Origin of the sequence: Actinoplanes aureus, from assembly GCF_015704865.1 — a bacterium.
Taxonomy (GTDB): Bacteria; Actinomycetota; Actinomycetes; order Mycobacteriales; family Micromonosporaceae; genus Actinoplanes; species Actinoplanes aureus.
On record NZ_JADQTO010000006.1, the window covers coordinates 255335 to 275883 of the forward strand.

Genomic DNA, 20549 nt, shown 5'->3' on the forward strand with positions numbered 1-20549 from the left:
CGGTCATGCTTCGTCAGGGAATCCTCGCGACCGGCGTCCTCGCCGCCGCCCTGCTCGTCGTCCCCGCTCCCGCCCGGGCCGCCACCGGCGGCTCCTTCGATCTGCTCACCTACAACATCGCCGGGCTGCCCGAGCTGATCTCCAGCGCGGAGACCGACCGGAAGACCGCCACCACCGCGATCGGCCAGCGGCTCGCGCCCTACGAGATCGTGCAGGTTCAGGAGGACTTCAACTACCACGCGTACCTCTACGCGGCCGACACGGCGCACGCACACCGGACCCCGACCAGTGGTGGCGCCGGGATCGGATCCGGGCTCAACACCCTTTCCGCGTACGCCTACGACACCGGTGACTTCGAGCGCGGCGACTGGAACGCCTGCCAGTTCGACTCCGGTGACTGCCTCACCCCGAAGGGCTTCACCTTCCAGCGGATCCGGCTCGCCGAGGGCGTCTACGCCGACTTCTACAACCTGCACACCAACGCCGGCACCAGCACGGGCGACCAGCAGGCCCGGGCCGACAACCTGAATCAGCTCGGCGCGTTCATCGCCACCCACTCGGCCGGCAACGCGGTCGTCGTCGCGGGCGACACCAACACCCGCTACACCCGGGCGGCCGACACGATCCGGGACTTCGTCGCGGCCAACGGGCTGACCGACGCCTGGGTGCAACTGGAACGCGGCGGCGTCGCCCCGCCGGCCGGTTCCGGGGCGCTGCTCTGCGACGCGGCGGCGATCACCGACACCTGCGAGGTGGTCGACAAGGTCCTCTACCGGAGCAGCCGGTTCGTCACGCTCGAGGCGACCGGTTACCACAACGAGCATCTCGGGTTCCGCACCGCGGACGGGCTGATGCTGTCCGACCACTTCCCGATCAGCACCGCGTTCAGCTGGTCGGTGAACCCGGCGTACCAGTTCAGCGAGCAGTTCGGCGGGCCGCACGGCGCGTACTACAACGACATCACCGCGGTGCCGGCCGGCGCGCGGGCCACCACGGTCGGACTGCGGGCCGGGTCGCGCCTGGACCAGCTGTCGCTGACTCTCGCCGGTGGCACCACGCTGAACCACGGCGGGACCGGCGGCACGGCCCGGTCGCTGACGCTGGGCAGCGCGGAGTACCTGACCAGCGCCTACCTGTGCCAGGGCAAGTACAGCGGGCACACCCGGATCTTCTACGCCAGGTTCACCACGAACCTGGGCAACAGCATCGCGGGTGGCACCACGACCGCGGACTGCGTGACCCGGACCGCCCCGGACGGCTGGCAGATCGCCGGATTCCACGGCAGGTCGGGCACCGCGGTCGACAAGATCGGGCTCATCTACACGCGTCGCTGACTCGGGCGAGCATGTGTCGTCTGGCCGACGCTTCCCATCCGCTGCCCCGCGGGCCGCGAATCGCCTGCGATGTCCCAACGGAGCAAGCGGAGGCACAAGATGAACCGATGGATCACCGCCGGCCTGGGTACCGCGGCCGCGGTCGCCCTGACGCTCGGGGCGGCCGGGGCCGCGTTCGCGGGTAGCGATGACGACGACCGGCGCCTGCAGGCTGTCGGGCTGACCGCCGACCAGCAGCTGGTCACGTTCGCCGTGGACAAGCCGGGCCGGGTCCGTACGGCCGGGAAGGTCACCGGTCTACAGAGCGACACCCGGCTGGTCGGCGTCGACTACCGGGTACAGGACGGCAAGCTGTACGGCGTCGGTGACGCGGGTGGCGTCTACACCCTGGTGGTGCGCGGGGCGAAGGCCACCAAGGTCAGCCAGTTGGCGGTGGCGCTGAACGGCACGAGCTTCGGCGTCGACTTCAACCCGGCCGCCGACCGGCTGCGGATCGTCAGCGACACCGGCCAGAACCTGCGGCACGACGTCAACGCCGGCGGCACCACGGTCGCCGACGCCACCCTGACGATTCCGCCGGCCACCACGCCCGCGACCGGTGTGACGGCGGTCGCGTACACCAACAACGACCTGAGCCCGGACACCGCCACCACGTTGTTCGACCTGGACACCACCCTGGACCAGATCGCCGTTCAAGCGCCGGCCAACGCGGGCCTGCTCAGCCCGACCGGCAAGCTCGGCGTCGACGCCGGTGCGGAGGCCGGCTTCGACATCTACACCGATGCCGACGCCACCGGTTTCGCCGCTCTCCAGGTGGGCGGTCGCAACGTCCTGTACCGGATCTCGCTGCTCAGCGGCCGGGCCGACCAGCTGGGCCGGTTCCCCGCCACGGTCACGGTGACCGACCTCGCGCTGCCGCTCGGCCAGAGCTGAGGTCCCGTTGATCCCGGGCCGGGGTGGTGCACCCAGGCGGCACTCCGGCCCGGCGCCAGCACACCGACGAGGAGCGGTCAGGCGGTCACGTCGAGCCGGCCGCCACCGCCGCCCTGCTGGGACAGGTGGCGCAGCGCCGGCTCCAGATAGCCGGTGACCGGGTTCCGGCCGGTCGGGTTCTGGTCGTACCGGCGGGCCAGGTCCTTGAGGTAGACCGCGGTCACCTCCTGGCCCGGGGCCAGCTTCCCGGCCGCCCGGTCGGCGGCGATCGCCGCGGCCAGCGCGTTGATCCACCCCGGGTTGGGCTCGCCGGGCCGGATCCGCTGGCCGGTGGCCTGATAGATGAGCTCCCGGTCGCGATCGGTCAGCGACTCCGCGTCCTGGCGGGCGTGCTGGTTGCGTTCCCGGGCGGCGGTCCGGACCGGGGTGGCCGGCAGTGGTTGCGAGCTGCGATTCAGCCGGGACACGGACATGGCAGACCCCCGAAGGCCGTGGTGCCTCTTCCTCCTCCTGATCGGCAACCGGTCGCCGAACCTGAGAGCTTTTCCGGCCCCTCCGGCTTACCGTGGTGGTGAGGCCCCTGTCCCTCCGGACTCCGACCGATGAAACGGACCGAGAGGACGGACGATGACCACCTGGACAACCCAAGAACGGATCGATGCCGGCACGGTACGCCTCGACGGCGACCTGACCCTGCCGGAGCATCCGGCCGGCGTGGTCCTCTTCGCGCACGGCAGCGGCAGTTCCCGGCACAGCCCGCGTAACCGGGCGGTGGCGCAGGAGCTGAACCGGCGCGGGCTGGCCACGTTGCTCGCCGATCTGCTGACCCGGGAGGAAGAGGCCGCCGACTCGCGTACCGGTGATCTGCGCTTCGACATCGGCCTGCTCGCCGACCGGCTAGTCGCCATGATCGACTGGACGCGGAACCAGCCGCCCACCGCGTCGCTGCCGATCGGCCTGTTCGGCGCCAGCACCGGCGGGGGAGCGGCGCTGGTCGCCGCCGCGGCCCGGCCCGAGGCGGTACGCGCGGTGGTGTCCCGCGGTGGCCGCCCCGACCTGGCCGGACCGGCCCTGGTCGAGGTGCGGGCCCCGACGCTGCTGATCGTCGGCGAGCGGGATCAGCGCGTGGTCGACATGAACGAGCAGGCACGCAACACCATGCGGATCCGCGCCGAGTTGCGGATCATCCCGAGCGCCACGCACCTGTTCGAGGAGCCCGGCGCCCTGGAGCAGGTGGCGGAGGAGGCCGGGGACTGGTTCAGCATGCATCTGGCGGCCGCGTCCCGGGAGCCGGTGAGGTGAGTCTGATGATCTTCGCGAATCGCACCGAGGCCGGGCGGGCCCTGGCCGGCCGTGTCGCCGAGGTGATCGGCGCGGCGGGGGAGGGCCGGCCGCTGGTCCTGGCTCTGCCGCGGGGCGGCCTGCCGGTCGCCGCGCCGGTCGCTGAGCGGATCGGTGGCGACCTGGACATCGTGGTGGCCCGCAAGATCGGCGCTCCGGGGCATGCCGAGTTCGGCGTCGGTGCGGTGGCCGAGGACGGCCCGCCGGTGTACGACCGGCAGAACCTGCGGTACGCCGGGATCACCGAAAAGGACGTCGCCGCCACCCTGGCCGGCGAGCGCGCCGAGCTGAGCCGCCGGATCCGGCGGTACCGGGGCGACCGCCCGCCGCCGCCGGTCCGGGGCCGGACGGTGGTGCTGATCGACGACGGTCTGGCCACCGGGGTGACCGCGCACGCCGCGCTGCGCTGGGTACGCGAGCACGACCCGCAGCGGCTGATCCTGGCCGTGCCGGTGTGCGCGCCGCAGGCCCGGGACGCGCTCGCGCCGGAGACCGACGCGCTCGTCTACCTGAGTGCGCCGGAGCAGTTCCTCGCGGTGGGCCGCTGGTACGCGGACTTCACCCAGCTCACCGACGAGGACGTGGACGAGGTGCTGTCCCGCTTCCACCCCGCCGGGGTCTAATTCTTCATCTGTTGAAATCGGCACTTGTGTGTGCCCGGGAAATTCATCTAGCGTTGAGTTCAACACCTGATGAGTTTCCGGGGAGGAAATATGGACACCGCGATCGAGGTCACCGACCTCGTCGTCAAACGCGGGAAGCGGGTCGTGCTCGACGGCTTCTCCTGCGTCATCCCGCGCGGCAGCGTCACCGGCCTGCTGGGCCCCAGCGGCAGCGGCAAGACCACCCTGATGCGCGCGATCGTCGGCGTGCAGGTCGTCGAGTCCGGCGGGGTGACCGTCCTCGGCCACCCCGCCGGCTCCACCCCGCTGCGCCGCAAGATCGGTTACCTGACCCAGGCGCCCAGCGTCTACGCCGACCTCACCGTGCGGGAGAACACCCGCTACTTCGCCAGCCTCTACCGCCTCAAGGCGGCGGTGGCCGACGAGGCGATCGCGGCGGTCGGGCTGACCGGCGCGGCCGGCCAGCTGGTGGCCGACCTCTCCGGCGGGCAGCGCAGCCGCGCCTCCCTCGCCTGCGCGATCGTCGGCCGGCCCGAGGTCCTGGTCCTGGACGAGCCGACCGTCGGGCAGGACCCGGTGCTGCGCGACGAGCTGTGGGACCACTTCCGCCGCCTCGCCGCGGACGGCACCACCGTGCTGGTCTCCAGCCACGTGATGGACGAGGCGAACCGGTGTGACCGGCTGCTGCTGATCCGCGAGGGCGCGCTGATCGCCGACGACACCCCCGCGGGGGTCAAACACGCGGCCGGTGCCGACGACCTGGACCAGGCCTTCCTGCAATTGATCAAGCGACAGGCGGTGGCGGCGTGATTCTCTCCAGCACGATCAAGCGGATCCTCACCCAGCTGCGGCACGACCCGCGCACCATCGCGCTGATCATCGTGGTGCCGACGCTGCTGATCACCCTGATCTACTTCATGTACGACGAGCAGCCCGCGGTCTTCGACCGGATCGCGCTGACCATGCTCGGCGTCTTCCCGTTCATCGTGATGTTCCTGATCACCAGCATCGCGATGCTGCGCGAGCGCACCACCGGCACGCTGGAGCGGCTCTTCACCACCCCGGTCGGCAAGCTCGACCTGCTCTTCGGTTACGGGGTGGCGTTCGGTCTGGCGGCGGCGGCGCAGGCCACCGTCGCGGCCGGCTTCGCGTACTGGGTGCTGGACATGACGACCGCGGGCAGTCTCTCGCTGGTCATCCTGATCGCCGTGGCCAACGCCGTGCTCGGGGTGGCCCTCGGGCTGCTGTGCAGCGCGTTCGCGCGTACCGAGTTCCAGGCGGTGCAGTTCATGCCGCTCGTCGTGGCGCCGCAGCTGCTGCTCTGCGGTCTGTTCGTGCCGCGCGCCGCGATGGCCGGCTGGTTGCAGGCGATCAGCGACGTGCTGCCGATGTCCTACTCAGTGGAGGCGCTGACCGAGGTGGGCGCCAACGCCGAGCCGACCGGCATCATGTGGCGAGACCTCGCCGTCGTGGTGGGGGCGGTCGTGGTGGCGCTCACCCTGGGTGCGGCCACCCTCCGGCGCAGGACGCCTTGAGCGGTACGAAGGAGAACGATGGTGCGACGGACCGGACGCCGGCCCGGAAACCCGGACACGCGCGAGGCGATCCTGGCGGCGGCGCGCAGCGCGTTCGCCGAGAAGGGGTACGACGGCGCCTCGATCCGTGCCATCGCGACCGGCGCCGGGGTCGACCCGGCGCTGGTTCATCACTACTTCGGCACCAAGGACAAGCTCTTCCTGGCCACCATGAACTCGCCGATCGACCCGATCGACATCATCACCGAGGCGACCGACGGTGACCGCGACGAGATCGGCGTCCGGTTCGTGCGCGCGTTCCTGCGCATGTGGGACGGGCCGCGCGGCGCGGCCGCGGTGGCGCTGCTGCGGTCGGTGGTCGGCACCGAGTGGACCACCAAGCTGTTCCGCGAGTTCATCATCACCCAGGTCCTGCGCCGGGCCGTACCCAGGCTCGGTCTCGACCCGGCCGAGGCCAGCCTGCGGGTCACCCTCGCGGCCAGCCACCTGGTCGGCCTGGCCATGGCCCGCTATGTGATCAAGGTGGAACCGCTGGCCTCCGTGCCGTCGGAGACTCTGGTCGCCGCGATCGGCCCGACCGTCCAGCGCTACCTCACCGAAGATCTTCCGGGAGTCTTTCCCGAGGCATGAAACGTGGCCCTTCGGGGCAAGCCGCGTGTCGTGCGACTTGCGATGGTGCTGGTGCCGGCCCTGTTGCTGGCCGGATGCGGATCGGTCCAGGAGCGGGCCTCGGCCGCCGGAGACACCGCTACGCGGTTCCTCGAGGCGGTGGCCGGCGGTGACGGCGAGGCCGCCTGCGCCCTGCTGGCACCGGAGACCGAGGCGGAGATCGACGCGCCCTGCGCGGAGAGCATTCTGAGCGAGGCGCTTCCGGCGCCGGCGCCGGTCACCGATTCCGAGGTGTACGGCCAGCGCGCGCTGGTCCGGCTCGGCGGTGAGACGGTGTTCCTCGCCGTCTTCCCGGACGGCTGGCGGGTCGTGGCCGCCGGATGCACCCCGCGCGGTGAGCGTCCCTACGACTGCGAGATCGAGGGGTGACGCCGATGCGAGCCCAATACGTGCTGCTCCTGCTGGTGGTCACCACCGGCCTTCTCTACTTCGCGACGCTCGGGGTGCTGCACCGATGAGCAGGGCACTGAGGGACAACTCGCTCGGCCTGGTCTTCGGCAGCCTCTTCCTGATCGTGCTGGTCGGGCAGGCGTTCGCCGGGCACGCCGACTTCAACCACCAGCAGCTCGCCGCGGGCATGGAGCCGATCTCGCTCGGCCGCTACCTGACCTCGGCGTCGTTCGCCGCCGACGTGGCGGAGAACTGGCAGTCCGAGTACCTCCAGTTCTTCCTCTACATCTTCCTGACGGTCTGGCTGGTGCAGAAGGGCTCGCCCGAGTCGAAGAAGCCGGGCGACGAGGGCCGGGAGTCGGACCGCGAGCAGAAGGTCGGCCGGTACGCCACCGAGGACTCGCCGAGCTGGGCGCGGGCCGGCGGGCTGCGCCGGACACTGTTGTCCAACTCGCTCGGTCTGGTGATGGGCCTGCTCTTCGTCGCGTCCTGGCTCACCCAGTCGATCGCCGGGATGGCCGCCTTCAACGAGGAGCAGCTGCGCGACCTCCAGGAACCGGTCTCCTGGGCGCGGTACCTGACCGAGCCGGACTTCTGGAACCGCACCCTGCAGAACTGGCAGTCCGAGCTGCTCGCCGTCGCGTCGATGGTGATCCTCTCGATCTACCTGCGGCAGCGCGGCTCCCCGGAGTCGAAGCCGGTGGGCAGCCCGCACGACTCGACCGGCGTCGAGGGGTGACCGGTCAGGTGTGCTGGGCGCTGAGACTGGCCAGGTAGGCGTCGACCTTGTCGCGCAGCGCGTCCGGCAACTCGTCGAAGTGCAGGCCGATCTCGATGGCGTCGTCCCGGACCAGCCGGCGCACCACCCGCGCGTCGAGCGTCCCGCGGAAGCCGTCGAAGGTGCAGTCGGCGCGTACCGGATCGCCGACCTTGAGGGCCGTGCCCGGCGGGACCGTGCAGCCCAGGCCGTCGGCACTCAGGTCCGTCATCCGTGCGGTGATGGTCTGACCGGACACCGTCTGCAGCATCGCCGTGCCCGGCACCGGGATCCGGTCGTGGCGCCGGCGTTCCAGGCGTTCGGCCACGTCGGACAGATCGCCGATCTGGTGCATCGTGGCGTCCACGCTCTGGTGCAGCTGCATGACGATGCCGTGCTGCTGGTCGGCGATCCCGCCGAGCTGGCGCAGCGCGTCCTCGATGTCACCGACGTCCCGGACGATCGCGTTCAGCGTCTGGCCCATCTGCGCGACGTCCGCCTCCAGGGTCGCGATCGTGCTGGTGATCTGCTCGGTGGAGTCGGCCGTGGTGTCGGCCAGGCTCTTCACCTCGTCGGCCACCACGGCGAACCCGCTGCCGGCGGCACCGGCCCGGACCGCCTCGATGGTGGCGTTCAGCGCGAGCAGCCGGGTCTGCGAGGCGATCCCGGAGATCACGCTGGCGATGCCGGCCACCTGGCGGAGACTGGCGTTCAGCGCGGTGGCCGCCTCGTCGGCGCTGTGCGCGCGCTGGACCAGGGCCTCCGCGGCGTCGTTGGTGAGGGTCACCCGCTCGTGCGTGGCGGTCGCCGCGTTGCGGGCCGCGTCCACCTGGAGCACGACGTCCTCCAGCTTGCCGCCGATCACGGCCGCGGTGCTGTCGATCGCCTCCTTGGCGCGGCGGCGGAGCCGGTGGTTGAGCTGGCGCTGCTCCACCTGGGCGGCCTCGGCGCTGGCGTCCTGATCGGCCCGCAACCGCTCCAGTTCGGCGTCACGCTCGCGCAGCGCCTCGGCGAGCGAGGCGATCTCCCGCTGGGCGCCGGCGTCCCCGGCCGTGGTGATCCGGCGGCTCCTCAGGATCAGCCAGATGCCGGTGGCCAGCACCAGCAGGGCGGCGGCCAGGACGGACCACACCACGGTCCTCCTCCCGTCCCGGCACATTGTGGGTGAACCGACGCTACCGTGCCGCGGTGTCCGGCGTAGGTGGTTCGGCCCGCCCCGCCGGTCAGCGGGGCGGGCCGTCGATCACTCCTTGAGCAGCGCGTCGATCTGGCCCATGCCCTCGCGCATGCCCTCCTCCATGCCCATCGCGGCCATCCGCTCCAGCTGCTCGGCACTGACGAACGTCGAGACCGTGGTCATCCGCGTCCCGCTGCCGGTCGCCTCGAGGGTGACCACGCCGTGCGTGATGTCCTTCGGGTCGACCGGCTCGCCCTTGTCGTCGGCGAAACCGTCGTCGAACTCCAGGCGGTGCGGCGCCTCGACCGCGGTGATCGTCCACCAGCCGTGCGCCTTCTCCCCGTCCGGGCCGGTCATGAAGTACCGCACCTGGCCGCCGGGCTGGAACTCGTACCGCTCGAAGGTGGCCGGCCAGGTCGGCGGACCCCACCAGCGCTCCAGCTTGCGCGGGTCGGACCAGACCCGCCAGACCCGCTCCACGGGGGCGTCGAACTCGGCCACGAAGGTCAGAGTGAGTTTGTCCACGTCCTTGGTCGAACTGATCACGGTCATTTCCTACTCCTCGTCCAGGATGGCGGAGATCTGCTCGACCCGCTGACGCCAGATCTCCTCGTACGCGTCGAGCAGCAGCGACACCCGCCGCAGTGCCCCGACCTCACCGTTCACGATCTGCTCCCGCCCTCGCCGCGTCTTGCTGACCAGGGCCGCCCGCTCCAGCACCGCGACGTGTTTCTGCACCGCCGCGAAGCTCATCGGATAGAGCCGCGCCAGCTCCGACACGGACTGCCCGGAACGGATCACCCGGATCAGGATGTCCCGCCGGGTCGCGTCCGCGAGCGCGTGGAAAACGCGGTCCGTGTCGGCGCCGGAAAGCGAACCTACAACCATGTGGTTGTACGTTAGGCGCGACCGCGGGACACCGCAACCCCTTCGATACCTAACGGGTGACTCGAATTCCTGGTGTGACCCGGGCCGGCGCCGATAGGCGGTGCACTCGTCGTGAACAGGAGCCCGCCATGACCATCGCCATCGGTACGTCCACCCCGTCCACCGTCCGGGAGACGCACGCCGCCTGGCTGCGTCGCCGTGAGGACAGCCGGCCGCACCCGTGGCGGCTGATGACCGAGCCCGCAGCGCGGGACGAGCAGGCCGCCGGCGCGGAGCAGGACTGAGAGGCGCTCAGCGCAGCGCGGTCAGCGCCTCGGCGAGGACGTCCGTGGCGTCCTGGACGTCGACCTCGCGGCTCTGCAACGGGCCGCCGGTCTCGGTGAGCCGCGCCGCCTTGGCGCCGCCGGCGTAGAACGGGGCGAAGCCCAGCTCGCGGATGATCCGCGAGGCGGCCGCCCGGGCGTCCGGCTGGTCGGTGCAGACGAACTCGGCCAGCAGCGGGTCGTGCCCGCGGCGGCGGTTGAGCACCTCGGCCGGGATGGTGTTGAACGCCTTCACCCAGTGCGCCTCGGGCGCCCACTCGATGAGCGTCTCCAGGCCGCTCTTGCCGCCGGCCCGGGCCAGCATCCGGTCGGCCGCCTCACCCGGCGGACCGGTGACCGCGGCCGCCACCTCGACCGAGCTCTTGCTGCTGGCGCCCTCGTCGGTGAAGCCGCCCCCGCCGGAGAAGACCCCGGGCATCCCGGCGAGCCCGCCGGGACCGGGCGCGCCCGGCACCGGATCGGCCGGATTGGTGGCGTCGATGACCACCTTGCCCTCGATGCCGCCCAGCGTCAGGTCGACCGCTTCCTTCGCGGAGGCCCAGTTCGGCGCGAAGATCACCATCTCGCCGAAGGAGGCCGCCTCGGGGACCGGCATCACCCGCATCCGCCAGTTCATCCGGTCCACCAGCTCGCGCAGCTGCTCCGGATGCCGGGAGGTGACCGCCACGTCGTGGCCGCTTTCGGCGCACCAAGCCGCGAGAGTGCCGCCGAGCCGGCCTGCTCCGATCACACCGATCCGCATGATTTCAGGGTGCCTGGCCGGTCACCCGGGCGAGTGGAGAACGCGCAAATCCCCGTACAGCATCCGCAGCTCGACGGTGACCAGGTCGTCCACCAGGCGTTCCGGGTCGGTGGCACCGGCGAAGGCCGCCGTCCGCAGATCGTCGATCATCCCGGCCAGCACGTGCGGCTCCGGCCCGTCCGGTGCCAGTCCGGCGGCGCGCTCCCGCTCGATGCGTGCGGCGAGCCGGGACACGTGCGCCGCACGCAGGCTGTTCCGCCACTCGCCGATCGGTGGGCAGCCGGGCGCCGCGGCCAGGGCGCCGGCGAGCAGGCGGCCGTGCGTACGCCAGATCGCGGCCAGAGCGGTGAGTGACCGGCGCAGGGCCGGCTCGTCCGGGCCGGTGCCGTCCAGCCAGGGGCCGGCATCGGCATCCAGCTCGCCGGCGAGGCCGTGCAGCAGCGCCACCACGACGGCGAGCTTGGAGTCGAAGTAGAAGTAGAAGCTGGACCGGGAGATCTCCGCCCCGGCGGCCAGCTCGTCGATGGTGATCTCGGCGAGCGGCTTGCGGGCCAGCAGGGTGCGGGCGGTGTCCAGGATCGCCTGCTCGCGCCGATCGCCCTTGCTGGGGCCGCGCCGCCGGCCGGGGGGAGGGCTCATGCGATCAACCGTAACCCTTCCCACAGACGGACTCGACGCGCTGTCGACTTTTTCGACGTACTGTCGACTAACCACGACCAGTCGTCCCCCAGGAGGAACATCGTGAAAGAGATCCGCCTCGCGAGCCGCCCCACCGGCTGGCCGACCGCCGCGAACTTCGAGATCGCCGAGACGCCGGTCCCCGCGGCCGGCGACGGTCAGGTGCTGATCCGCAACCTCTACATGTCGGTCGACCCGTACATGCGGGGGCGGATGAACGACGCCAAGTCCTACATCGCACCGTTCCAGGTCGGCGCGCCGCTGGACGGCGCCGCGATCGGCGAGGTGGTCGAGTCCCGCGCCGAGGGCATCGAGGTGGGCGCGGTGGTCGCGCACGGCTACGGCTGGCGGGAGTACGCGGTGGCCGACGCGAACCGGGTACGCGTGGTCGACCCGGCCGCGGCGCCGACCCTGTCCGCGTACCTCGGTCTGCTCGGGATGACCGGGCTCACGGCGTACGTCGGTCTCCTGGACATCGCGCGGTTCCGCGAGGGCGACACCGTCTTCGTCTCCGGCGCCGCCGGCGCCGTCGGCAGCGTCGCCGGGCAGATCGCCCGGCTTCGCGGAGCGAAGCGCGTCATCGGCAGCGCCGGCTCCGCCGAGAAGGTCCGCCACCTGGTCGAGGATCTCGGCTTCGACGCCGCCTTCAACTACAAGGACGCACCGGTACGCGACCAGCTGCGCGCCGCCGCCCCGGACGGGATCGACGTGTACTTCGACAACGTCGGCGGCGACCATCTGGAGGCGGCCCTCGGCTCGCTGAACAAGTTCGGGCGGGTCGCGCTCTGCGGTGCCATCGCTCAGTACAACGAGGAGGTTCCGCCGGCCGGGCCGCGCAACCTGGGCCTCGCCGTCGGCAAGGAGCTCAACCTGCGCGGTTTCATCGTCGGCAACCACAACCACCGGATGCCCGACTTCCTCGCCGAGGCGAGCGCCTGGCTGCGGGACGGGCAGATCTCGGCCCGGGAAACAGTGGTGGAAGGCCTGGTGAACGCTCCGGAAGCGTTCCTCGGCGTGCTGCGCGGCGAGAACATCGGCAAGATGGTCGTGCGCCTTTGATCGGTTTCGGACGGAGCGTCGGATATTTCCGCCGCTGAACGATGGTTTGGTCGCTCTGGCGAGCCGAGTCGATACGGAACGTATGGTTGATCGCACTCGTCCGTACGGGTGAGGTCACTGACGGAAAGCAGACACTAGCGTTCCCGTGTGGCGAATCGGTTCCCACTTTGGGGTCAAGCGGGCTGGGCAAGCGCCGAGGTGGTCGGCGAGACGCACTACGCGAAGGCGATACGTGCGCTCTTCGGCAACGACTTCAACCCCCAGGGAACCGACATAACCGTCCCGGTGCAGCTGATCCCGGACCGCGCCAACCGGCACGACCGTAACGCCGTCGGCGTCTGGTCCGGTTCCAGCCTGCTCGGCCACCTGCCCCGGCCGGAGGCCGCCCGCTACGCCCAGGTGCTCACCTCGCTCACCACCCGCGGCCTGCTGCCCGAGGTGAACGCCCGCATCCACGGGCGCGAGTGGGGTGAGTACGACGGGCGCCCGCCGGCCTTCGACGCGACCATCCGGCTCGACCTGGCCGAGCCGCACATGCTGGTCCCGGCCAACTCGCCGCCGGCCCAGGAGCACCGGGTGCTGCCGACCGGCTCGGCCGTCCAGGTGATCGGCCAGCAGCAGTTCCTCGACGCGTTGCGGCCGCTGCTGCGCCGGGAGGGCGAGTGCTGGGCGTACGTGACCCTGCACGAGATGGCCGACCACCTGATCGAGGTCCGCGTCGGCGACGCGCGGGTCGGCGACCTCAGCCCGAAGATGAGCGGCGAGCTGCTGCCCGCCCTGCGGCACCTGGCCGAGCGGGGCCTGGTCACCGCGGCCCGGGCGATCGTCAAGGGCATCGACGGCAAGGCCGAGGTCATGCTCTACCTGGCCCGCGTCCACGACCTGCCGGAGAGCTGGCAGGGTACGGCGGCCCGGCAGGCCGCGGCCGCCGCGATCTCCCCGGCCGGCCCGCGGGCGTCCACGCTCGCCGCGGCCGTCGGGGGCGGAGCGTCCGGCCGGGCCCAGGCGAGCTTCCCGCACTCGGGCGTGGCCACCACGGGATCGGCCGCGACCGGGGCGGGAGCCGCAGCGGGCCCGGCCGGCACCCCGCCGGCGGCACCCGGCTGGGCCGCACCCGACGAGCCGGTGCCCAGCTGGGCGGCACCGAGCGAGCCGGTGCCGAGCTGGGCCGCGTCCGAATCCACGCCGGCCTGGGCCGCGTCCGCTGAGCAGGCGCCGGCCTGGGACCCGGCGGCCGGGGACCCGGCCGGTACGCCCAGCTGGGCGGTGCCCAGCACCGGCAAGCCGAGCTGGGCCGTGTCGTCGTCGAGCGCCCTGCCGACGCTGCCGTCCGCCGGTGCGCTGCCGGGTGGGCCGGCGCCGCGCCTGGACGCGCCGTCGACGTCCACCGGTTCGATCCCGCGGGTGGAGGCCAACGGGGCGGTCGGCAACTCCTGGCTGGACCGGGCCGGTGCGGTCGGTGGCTCGACGGCACGGATGGACCTCATGGGCGCGCACTCCGGATCGCTCGGCGTCACCGAGCCGGTCGCCTCGGTCGCGAGCGCCCAGGGTGCTTCCGCCTTCCCCGGCTCGCCGTCCGCTCTCTCCGGCCCGGCGTCCGCTTTCGCCGGCTCGCCGGCGGGGTCGCGGCAGTCCGAGTCGTCGGCTTTCGCCGGCTCGCCGGCCGTGTCGCGGCTGGCCGAGCCGTCGACGAGCGACCCCTCCGCGCACCCGGTCAGCCCGGCCCCGCTGGACGGTTCGGGAGCGACGATCGCCGAGACCACGGTCATTCCCGCGCTGGCCGCCGTCGTCAAGGGCAACGCCGGCCGGCGCGGCGGCGTCGCACCGGTGTCCCCGGCCGCGGACGGCAACCCGCACCCGGCGATCCCTCCGGCGCCCACCGGGATCCGGTTCGCGGTCCCGCCGGGCTGGCCGGTCCCGCCCAGCGGGTGGTACCCGCCGGCCGGATGGCGCCCGGACCCGAGCTGGCCGCTCGCTCCGTCCGGCTGGCAGTGGTGGGTGCCCACCTGGGATTGACCCGCCAGAATGGGCGGTTTGGGCGGTTTTCCGGGGCGAATCTGATCGGTATACGTCCGGAACGTCGGATTAACCCGGAAAATCGCCACGGTGACCCACCTCGCCTTGTTGGAATGGGCGAATGCGGTGGGATGATGCGGATGGCCTGACCGGACGGCCGGACGCGCGTGTACGAGGCGTGCTCGAAGCCTGGCGTTCCGGTTTGCTCGACCTCACCGGCACCAACCCCCTGATCGACGTCGATCCGGCCGGTACGGGCGTGGTGCCGATCGTCAGCCCGTCACCACGCAGCGTGGTGGAGGCGCTCCAGCAGGGCCGGGAGTGCGGCTTCCTCGGCATCGAGGAGCAGGCCGAGGGGCCCCGTCCGCGCGCCGCGCACGTGTTCCAGACCGAGATGGCCGACGCGGACATGGACGCGACCCTGCATGCGCTGCGGCGTACCGCCCGGCGGGATCAGCTGGAGCACGGCCTGGCGGCGCTCTACCTGACGCTCGGCACGCTGCACTGGCGCGACGGCGAGCAGCCGTACGCCAGCCCGATCCTGCTGCTCCCGGTCGACCTCGTGGACACCGACCCGCTGGACTACCCGCGGCTGCGGCCCCGCCCGGACGAGCCGATCGTGAACCCGGCCCTCACCGTCCGGCTACGCCTGTACGGCGTGGAACTGCCGGCCGTGGAGAGCCTGGCCGGCCTGGACGTGACCGTCTTCTGGGCCCGCCTGGACGCGGCGATCAGCGAGCACCAGGAGTGGCGGACCGACGAGGCCATCATGCTGGCCCGGTTCGCCGTGGACCGCGAGGTGATGTACGGCGACCTGGTCGGCAACGAGCGGCAGATCCTCGCCCACCCGGTGGTCCGCGCGCTGGCCACCGACCCGAAGTCGCAGATCGACGCGTTCCACTTCGACCCGATCCCGGCGCGCCGCATCGACGAGGTGGCCGCGCCGGACGACGTACCGCTCGTGCTCGACGCCGACGCGGCGCAGCGGGCCTGCGTCGCCGCCGCCGTGGCCGGGCGCAGTTTCGTGATGCGCGGCGCACCCGGCACCGGCAAGACGCAGACCGTCGCCAACATGATCGCCTGCCTGCTGCACGCCGGGAAACGCGTCCTGGTGGTCTCCGAGAAGGCGGCCGCCCTGGACAAGGTGAAGGAGCGGCTGGCCCGGGCCGGTCTCGAGGACTACCTGCTCGAGCTGCACAGCGACCGGACCGGCCGGACCCAGGTGGCGGCCACTCTGGCCGCCGCGCTGGACTTCATCCCGCTGCCGCCGCCCGGCCTCTCCACCGACGAGCGCGAGGAGTTGCGCGAGCACCGGCGGCGGCTGAACGCGTACGCGGAGGCGATGAACGAGGTCCGGGAACCGCTCGGCCACCGGCTGCACGACGTGCTCGGCATGTGCGCGCAGATGATCGACGTGCCGGCCGCGCCGGTGCCGCCGGCCCTGCCGATCCCGCTCACCACCCAGTCGCTGCAACACGTCCGGAACGCGGCGGAACGTCTCGGCCGGGCCTGGCGTCCGGCCGTGCAGGGCGAGGACTTCCTCTGGCGCGAGGTGGTCGACCGCAACCGGCTCGACGCCCGGCTGCACCAGGCGCAGACCGCCCTGGAACATCTCACCGAAGCGGTCGCCAAGGATCCGGTCGCCGCCGCTTTCGACGCGCACACCATGGCCGACGCGACCATCCTGACCACCCTGATCGGGCACGCCGCCCGGCGGCCGGCCGAGGCCGCCGACGAGTGGCTCACCCTGCCCAGCCTGGAGCCGGTGGCCCGGGCCGCCGAGGGGCTGGTGCGCCACCTCAGGGCGTTGCACCAGGCCGAGGAGGCGGTCCGGACCCGGTCCGGGGTGACCTGGTCGACGCTGCCCAACCCGGCCAAGCTGCCGATCGTCCCGAGCCTGGCCCACCTCAACCCGCCGCCGGTCGAGCTGCTCCCGCTGACCGCCGCCCAGGCCCGCGGCCTGGCCCGCCGGTTCGCCGACGACGCCGACCGCCTCGAGCAGCACCAGCACAGCCTGGACCGGGTCACCGCCCGGCTCGGGCTGCCGAACGTGGTCGCGTTCACCGACATCGGGCGGGTCGCGGACATCGTCAACCTGCTGTCCCGGCCGCACAAGCCGGAGCCGGCCTGGTTCGACAGCGTCGGTACGACCGCCGCGCGGACTTCGGCGCGGATGCTGAAGCGTGCCGTCGAGGGGGCCCAGGCGGCCGAGTCCCGGGCCCGGGAGCACTTCAACGACGCGGCCCTCGCCGAGCCGGTGGACGAGCTGGCCGAACGGTTCGCCACCGTGCACAAGGGCCTGCGCAAGCTGCGGGCGCCGTACCGGCGGGACAAGCGGGCCGCCGCGGAGATCGCCCGGCCGGACGTGAAGCGCAAGCAGGCGGTCGCCAATCTGGGCGCCGCGGCCGCGTGGAAGCGGTCCCTTCAAGAGCTGGACACGGCCGAGCGGGAGTACGCCCGGATCCTCGGCCGGCACTGGAAACGGCTCGACACCGACTTCGAGGCGATCGAGGAGGCGCTGCGCACCGCCGAGGAGGTGATGCGGGTGACCCCGCCGGAGGCACTGCCGGCGGTGATCGAGCGGGTCAGCGCACCCACCCCGAACAGCGCGATTATCCGGATCGTCACCGAGGCGCGCAAGGAGTTCGACCGGTGGACCGCGGCCCTGCGCCCGGCACCCGAGCCGGCGCCCCGGCCGCAGCTCGCCGCCGGCCCGATCCACGACGCGGTCACCTGGCTGCGGGCGCACGTGGAGCCGTTCACCGCGGCGGCGGAGCTGGTGCAGGCGTACAGCGCGGCGGCCGGGCGGGACTTCACGCTCGCCGAGTCGGCCGCGATCGGCATGCTGCGGGAGACCGCCGCCGACGCGGCCGGGGCGCTGGCCGCCAACGCCACCGAGTACGCCCGGGTGCTGGGTGCCGCGTACCGGGGAACCCAGACCGACGTGGACGCCCTGTCCACCGCGATGGCCTGGACCTCCGAGGCGCGCCGGGTACGCACCGGCGGCGACATCGCGTTCACCCCGGAACAGGCCGAGGTGCTCCGCAAGGCCCGGGCCACCGACACCCTGCCGTCCCGAGTGGCCGAGTGGCAGGCCGCCCGGGACTGGATCCTGCGTGCCTTCGCGCCCCGCCGGCACCCGTCGCTGACCGCCGTGCTGGACGACTACGAGCACGCCCGCGAGCTGATCCGGGCGCTGCTCGAGGACAGCCGCGGCCAGCAGGAGTGGTTCGAGTACCAGGCGGCCCACACGGTCCTGTCCGAGCACGGCCTGGACGCCGTGGTGGACTTCTGCGCCCGGGAGGACCTGCCGACCGAGCAGATCCTGCCGGTGCTGGGCCGGGCGCTGTTCCAGTCCTGGGTGGACACCGTCATCCGCGAGGACGACCGGCTCCCGCCGCTCGACGCGGCCGGCCGGGACCGCCTGATCGAGGAGTTCCGGGTCTGGGACACCCGGCTGCAGCGCGCCGCGGCCGCGGACGTGATGAACGCGGTCGACGCGATGCAGCCCTCCGAGGCCGCCGCCGGTGAGGCCGCCCTGCTGCGCGCCACCGCCGCCCAGCAGGGCCGGCGGATGCCGGTGCACGAGCTGATCGCGCAGACCCGGCACGCCACCCTCGCCGTCAAGCCGTGCTTTTTGACCGTGCCCGCCGAGGCCAGCCGGCTGCTCCCGGCCGACCTGCACTTCGATGTGGTGATCGTCGACGAGGCGTCCCGGATGCCGGTTCCGGACGCGGTCACCTGCGCGTACCGGGGCGCCGCGCTGGTCGTGGTCGGCGACGACCGGCAGATCACCGCGGCCGGCCTGCCCGGCGGTGACGGCCAGTCGATCCTGGACCTGGCCGTCGGCTGCGGCGCTTTCCGGGTGATCGACCTCGGCACGCACTATCGCAGCCGGCACGAGTCGCTGATCGCCTTCGCCAACCACAGCTTCTACCAGGGGCGGCTGAACACGTTCCCGGCCGCCGGTCCGCCCGGGCCGGACGCCGGGGTGCAGCTCTTCCCGGCCACCGGGGAGACGCCGCTCGCCGGCATGGTCGCCAGCCGGGTGGCGCACCACCTGGTCACCCGCCCCGACCTGACCCTCGGCGTGGTGGCCTGCTCGCCCGAGCAGGCCCACGAGATCGAGACCGCGGTGCACGACATGGTCGAGGCGGCGGACGACGACCGGCTGCGCGGGTTCTTCGTCAAGGACCTCGACACTGTGCAGGGCGACGAGCGGGACGTGGTCATCCTCGCGATCAGCGAGGAGCTCGGCGGCCTGGCCGGCACCGACGGCTGGCGGCGGCTCAACGTCGCCACCACCCGCGCCGCCCGCCGCCTGGAGGTGGTCTCCGCGGTACGCGGCCGCGACCTGCCGGAGACCGGGGAGTTGCGGCACCTGGCCGCCTACCTGGACTACGCGGTACGCGGTGACGCGGCCCTCAACCTCGACGACACGCTCCCGGACGAGCAGACGCCGTTCGAGGACTCGGTACGCGACGTGATCCGCTCTTGGGGCTACCAGGTGCGGACCCGGGTCGGTACCGGCTCCTTTCGGATCGACCTGGCCGTCAGCCGCAACGCCCGGCGCAACGCCCCGTTCGCGCTCGGCATCGAGTGCGACGGCACCACGTACGATTCCGCGCACGCCGCACGGGACCGGGACCGGCTGCGCGAGCAGGAACTGCAGCGGCTCGGCTGGCGGCTGCACCGGATCTGGGGCACCGCCTGGTACCTGGACCGGCCGAACGAGGAGGAGCGGCTGCGCGCCGCCATCGACGCGGCCTTCGCCGAGTTCCCCGAGGAACAGACGCCGGAGCTGACCGTGACCGTCACCGACGTGCCGGTCGAGGCCCCGGTCTCGCCCGCGCCGACCGCCGAGGCCCGCACCGAGTTCACCGAAGGCGAGTTCGCCGGCGCCGAGTTCGCGGCGACGACGGCCGGCTTCGCCGAGCCGGAGACGACCTTCGAGGACGAGTTCCCTCCGGCCGCCGAGGCCGCCGGGTTCGAGGAGGTCGCGGTCGAGGACGCCGATCAGTACGCGACCCCGGCCGGCCTCGCCGAGGAAGAGCCCGCCTACCACGAGGTCGTCGCGGAACAGGCCGGCGCGTACCTCGCCGGGGTGGACGACACCGACCGGCAGGCCGCCGGCACGCCGCTCGCCGAGGCGTTGCCCGAGCCCGGGGTGGCGGAGCCGGAGCCCGCGGTGGCGGAGCCGCACACGGTCTGGCCGGCCGCCACCGGCATGGAGTTCGACGCCGACCTGGAGCCCACGTACGACGAGCAGCCCGACGTGGTAGCCGCCGTCGAGGACTACCAGGGCGTCTTTCCGGCCACGTTCGAGCACGTCGCCCGCATCGACGAGGACGTGCACCCGTACCAGGCGACTCCGCCGGCACCCGAGCCGGTCGCCGCGGAATTCCCGCCGGAGCCGGTGACGGCCCAGCGGCGCACGGGACAGCCGGCTCCGGGGGACTGGGCTCACCCGTACCGGAAAGCGCGTCTGGACCCGCTGCCGCCCGGCGCCGGCCTGACCGATCCCGGCACGCACGACCACCTGGTCGCCGCCGTCCGGCGGATCGCCGAGGCCGAAGGCCCGGTCCACGTCAGCGTCGCCCTCCAGCGCATGCGCGAGGAGTGGGCCCTGGTCCGGATCAGCAAGCCGGCCCGGCTCGCCGTCGAAGCGGTCCTGCCGGAGGCCGGGATCGCCTGGGACGGCACCTTCCTCAGCGATCCGGACCAGCCGGTGCCGGCGGTGCGCTACCGCGCCGACGGCGTGGCCCGCAAGCCGGACCAGGTCGCCGACGCCGAGGTACGGGTCGCGCTGGAGCACCTGGTCCACGACGGCGGTGTGCTGACCGAGGACGAGTTGCTCGCCGCCACCGCCCGCCTGTACGGCTGGGCGGCGCGCCGGCCCGCCGAGCTGGACGACCGCCTCACCGGCCTGATCGGCGACCTGGTCGAGGAGGGCCGGCTGCTCCAGCAGGCCGACGGGCTGACCATCGGTCACGGCCTGCCCGATCCCACCTCGCTGCCACGGCACGAGGCGGCGCCGAAACGCCGCGCGTCCCGGCCCCGCCGCACGGCCGTCCGCAAGTGACC

The 20549-nt window shown here is 72.6% G+C and carries 19 protein-coding genes; 13 read left to right on the forward strand and 6 right to left on the reverse strand.

The annotated features are described in order from the left end of the window. Positions 1 to 5 precede the first annotated feature (5 nt). Positions 6 to 1334: a jacalin-like lectin gene (locus I4J89_RS15215; RefSeq protein WP_196414600.1), complete on the forward strand. Its 1329-nt coding sequence runs from the start codon at positions 6 to 8 to the stop codon at positions 1332 to 1334. Between the two features lie 99 nt (positions 1335 to 1433). Then, complete coding sequence (locus I4J89_RS15220) at positions 1434 to 2267, forward strand: DUF4394 domain-containing protein (RefSeq protein WP_196414601.1); 834 nt, start codon at positions 1434 to 1436, stop codon at positions 2265 to 2267. 77 nt (positions 2268 to 2344) lie between these two features. Here the strand turns inward: I4J89_RS15220 and I4J89_RS15225 are convergent, their stop codons facing one another. Then, positions 2345 to 2740, reverse strand: coding sequence for a hypothetical protein (locus I4J89_RS15225; RefSeq protein WP_196414602.1), 396 nt, complete (start codon positions 2738 to 2740; stop codon positions 2345 to 2347). A 154-nt stretch (positions 2741 to 2894) separates the two neighbouring features. Here I4J89_RS15225 and I4J89_RS15230 point away from each other — a divergent pair, with 154 nt between their 5' ends. The 7 genes from I4J89_RS15230 to I4J89_RS15260 all read left to right on the forward strand — a co-directional run bounded on the left by I4J89_RS15230 (position 2895) and on the right by I4J89_RS15260 (position 7564). After that, positions 2895 to 3569, forward strand: coding sequence for a dienelactone hydrolase family protein (locus I4J89_RS15230; protein WP_196414603.1), 675 nt, complete (start codon positions 2895 to 2897; stop codon positions 3567 to 3569). 5 nt (positions 3570 to 3574) lie between these two features. Continuing rightward, positions 3575 to 4231: a phosphoribosyltransferase gene (locus tag I4J89_RS15235; protein ID WP_196414604.1), complete on the forward strand. Its 657-nt coding sequence runs from the start codon at positions 3575 to 3577 to the stop codon at positions 4229 to 4231. 90 nt (positions 4232 to 4321) lie between these two features. Continuing rightward, positions 4322 to 5041 carry an ABC transporter ATP-binding protein gene (locus I4J89_RS15240; protein WP_196414605.1) on the forward strand — a complete coding sequence of 240 codons (720 nt, stop codon included), beginning with the start codon at positions 4322 to 4324 and terminating at the stop codon, positions 5039 to 5041. Beyond that, a complete protein-coding gene (locus tag I4J89_RS15245) occupies positions 5038 to 5766 on the forward strand; it encodes an ABC transporter permease (protein ID WP_196414606.1) in 729 nt (242 codons plus the stop codon). The genes I4J89_RS15240 and I4J89_RS15245 overlap by 4 nt, the downstream gene beginning before the upstream one ends. A gap of 18 nt (positions 5767 to 5784) precedes the next feature. Then, positions 5785 to 6396 carry a TetR/AcrR family transcriptional regulator gene (locus I4J89_RS15250; protein ID WP_196414607.1) on the forward strand — a complete coding sequence of 204 codons (612 nt, stop codon included), beginning with the start codon at positions 5785 to 5787 and terminating at the stop codon, positions 6394 to 6396. A gap of 30 nt (positions 6397 to 6426) precedes the next feature. Further along, positions 6427 to 6804: a hypothetical protein gene (locus I4J89_RS15255; RefSeq protein WP_309238328.1), complete on the forward strand. Its 378-nt coding sequence runs from the start codon at positions 6427 to 6429 to the stop codon at positions 6802 to 6804. An 85-nt stretch (positions 6805 to 6889) separates the two neighbouring features. Next, the gene (locus I4J89_RS15260) at positions 6890 to 7564 is read left to right on the forward strand and encodes a DUF6766 family protein (RefSeq protein ID WP_196414608.1); all 675 of its coding nucleotides are present in this window, start codon (positions 6890 to 6892) and stop codon (positions 7562 to 7564) included. 4 nt (positions 7565 to 7568) lie between these two features. On the opposite strand, the gene I4J89_RS15265 is transcribed toward I4J89_RS15260, so the two are convergent. From I4J89_RS15265 to I4J89_RS15275, 3 genes are all read right to left on the reverse strand, one after another. After that, positions 7569 to 8717, reverse strand: coding sequence for a methyl-accepting chemotaxis protein (locus tag I4J89_RS15265; RefSeq protein ID WP_309238329.1), 1149 nt, complete (start codon positions 8715 to 8717; stop codon positions 7569 to 7571). Positions 8718 to 8825: 108 nt separating this feature from the next. Continuing rightward, positions 8826 to 9311: an SRPBCC family protein gene (locus tag I4J89_RS15270; protein WP_196414610.1), complete on the reverse strand. Its 486-nt coding sequence runs from the start codon at positions 9309 to 9311 to the stop codon at positions 8826 to 8828. 3 nt (positions 9312 to 9314) lie between these two features. After that, positions 9315 to 9647 carry an ArsR/SmtB family transcription factor gene (locus tag I4J89_RS15275; RefSeq protein WP_196414611.1) on the reverse strand — a complete coding sequence of 111 codons (333 nt, stop codon included), beginning with the start codon at positions 9645 to 9647 and terminating at the stop codon, positions 9315 to 9317. 128 nt (positions 9648 to 9775) lie between these two features. Between I4J89_RS15275 and I4J89_RS15280 the strand changes: the two genes are divergently transcribed. After that, entirely contained in the window at positions 9776 to 9931 is a 156-nt protein-coding gene (locus I4J89_RS15280; protein WP_196414612.1) for a hypothetical protein, read from the forward strand. 7 nt (positions 9932 to 9938) lie between these two features. Here I4J89_RS15280 and I4J89_RS15285 read toward each other — a convergent pair whose 3' ends face one another. Further along, on the reverse strand, positions 9939 to 10712 hold the full coding sequence (locus I4J89_RS15285) for an NADPH-dependent F420 reductase (protein ID WP_196414613.1): 774 nt from the start codon (positions 10710 to 10712) through the stop codon (positions 9939 to 9941). 21 nt (positions 10713 to 10733) lie between these two features. Next, positions 10734 to 11351 (reverse strand): TetR/AcrR family transcriptional regulator, encoded by a 618-nt coding sequence (locus I4J89_RS15290; protein ID WP_196414614.1) that lies wholly within the window; start codon positions 11349 to 11351, stop codon positions 10734 to 10736. A 102-nt stretch (positions 11352 to 11453) separates the two neighbouring features. Between I4J89_RS15290 and I4J89_RS15295 the strand changes: the two genes are divergently transcribed. The 3 genes from I4J89_RS15295 to I4J89_RS15305 all read left to right on the forward strand — a co-directional run bounded on the left by I4J89_RS15295 (position 11454) and on the right by I4J89_RS15305 (position 20547). Next, a complete protein-coding gene (locus I4J89_RS15295) occupies positions 11454 to 12449 on the forward strand; it encodes an NADP-dependent oxidoreductase (RefSeq protein WP_196414615.1) in 996 nt (331 codons plus the stop codon). 147 nt (positions 12450 to 12596) lie between these two features. Continuing rightward, a complete protein-coding gene (locus tag I4J89_RS15300; RefSeq protein WP_196414616.1) occupies positions 12597 to 14465 on the forward strand; it encodes a hypothetical protein in 1869 nt (622 codons plus the stop codon). Between the two features lie 121 nt (positions 14466 to 14586). Further along, on the forward strand, positions 14587 to 20547 hold the full coding sequence (locus I4J89_RS15305; RefSeq protein ID WP_196414617.1) for a PDDEXK-like endonuclease domain-containing protein: 5961 nt from the start codon (positions 14587 to 14589) through the stop codon (positions 20545 to 20547). The last annotated feature ends 2 nt before the right edge of the window (positions 20548 to 20549 follow it).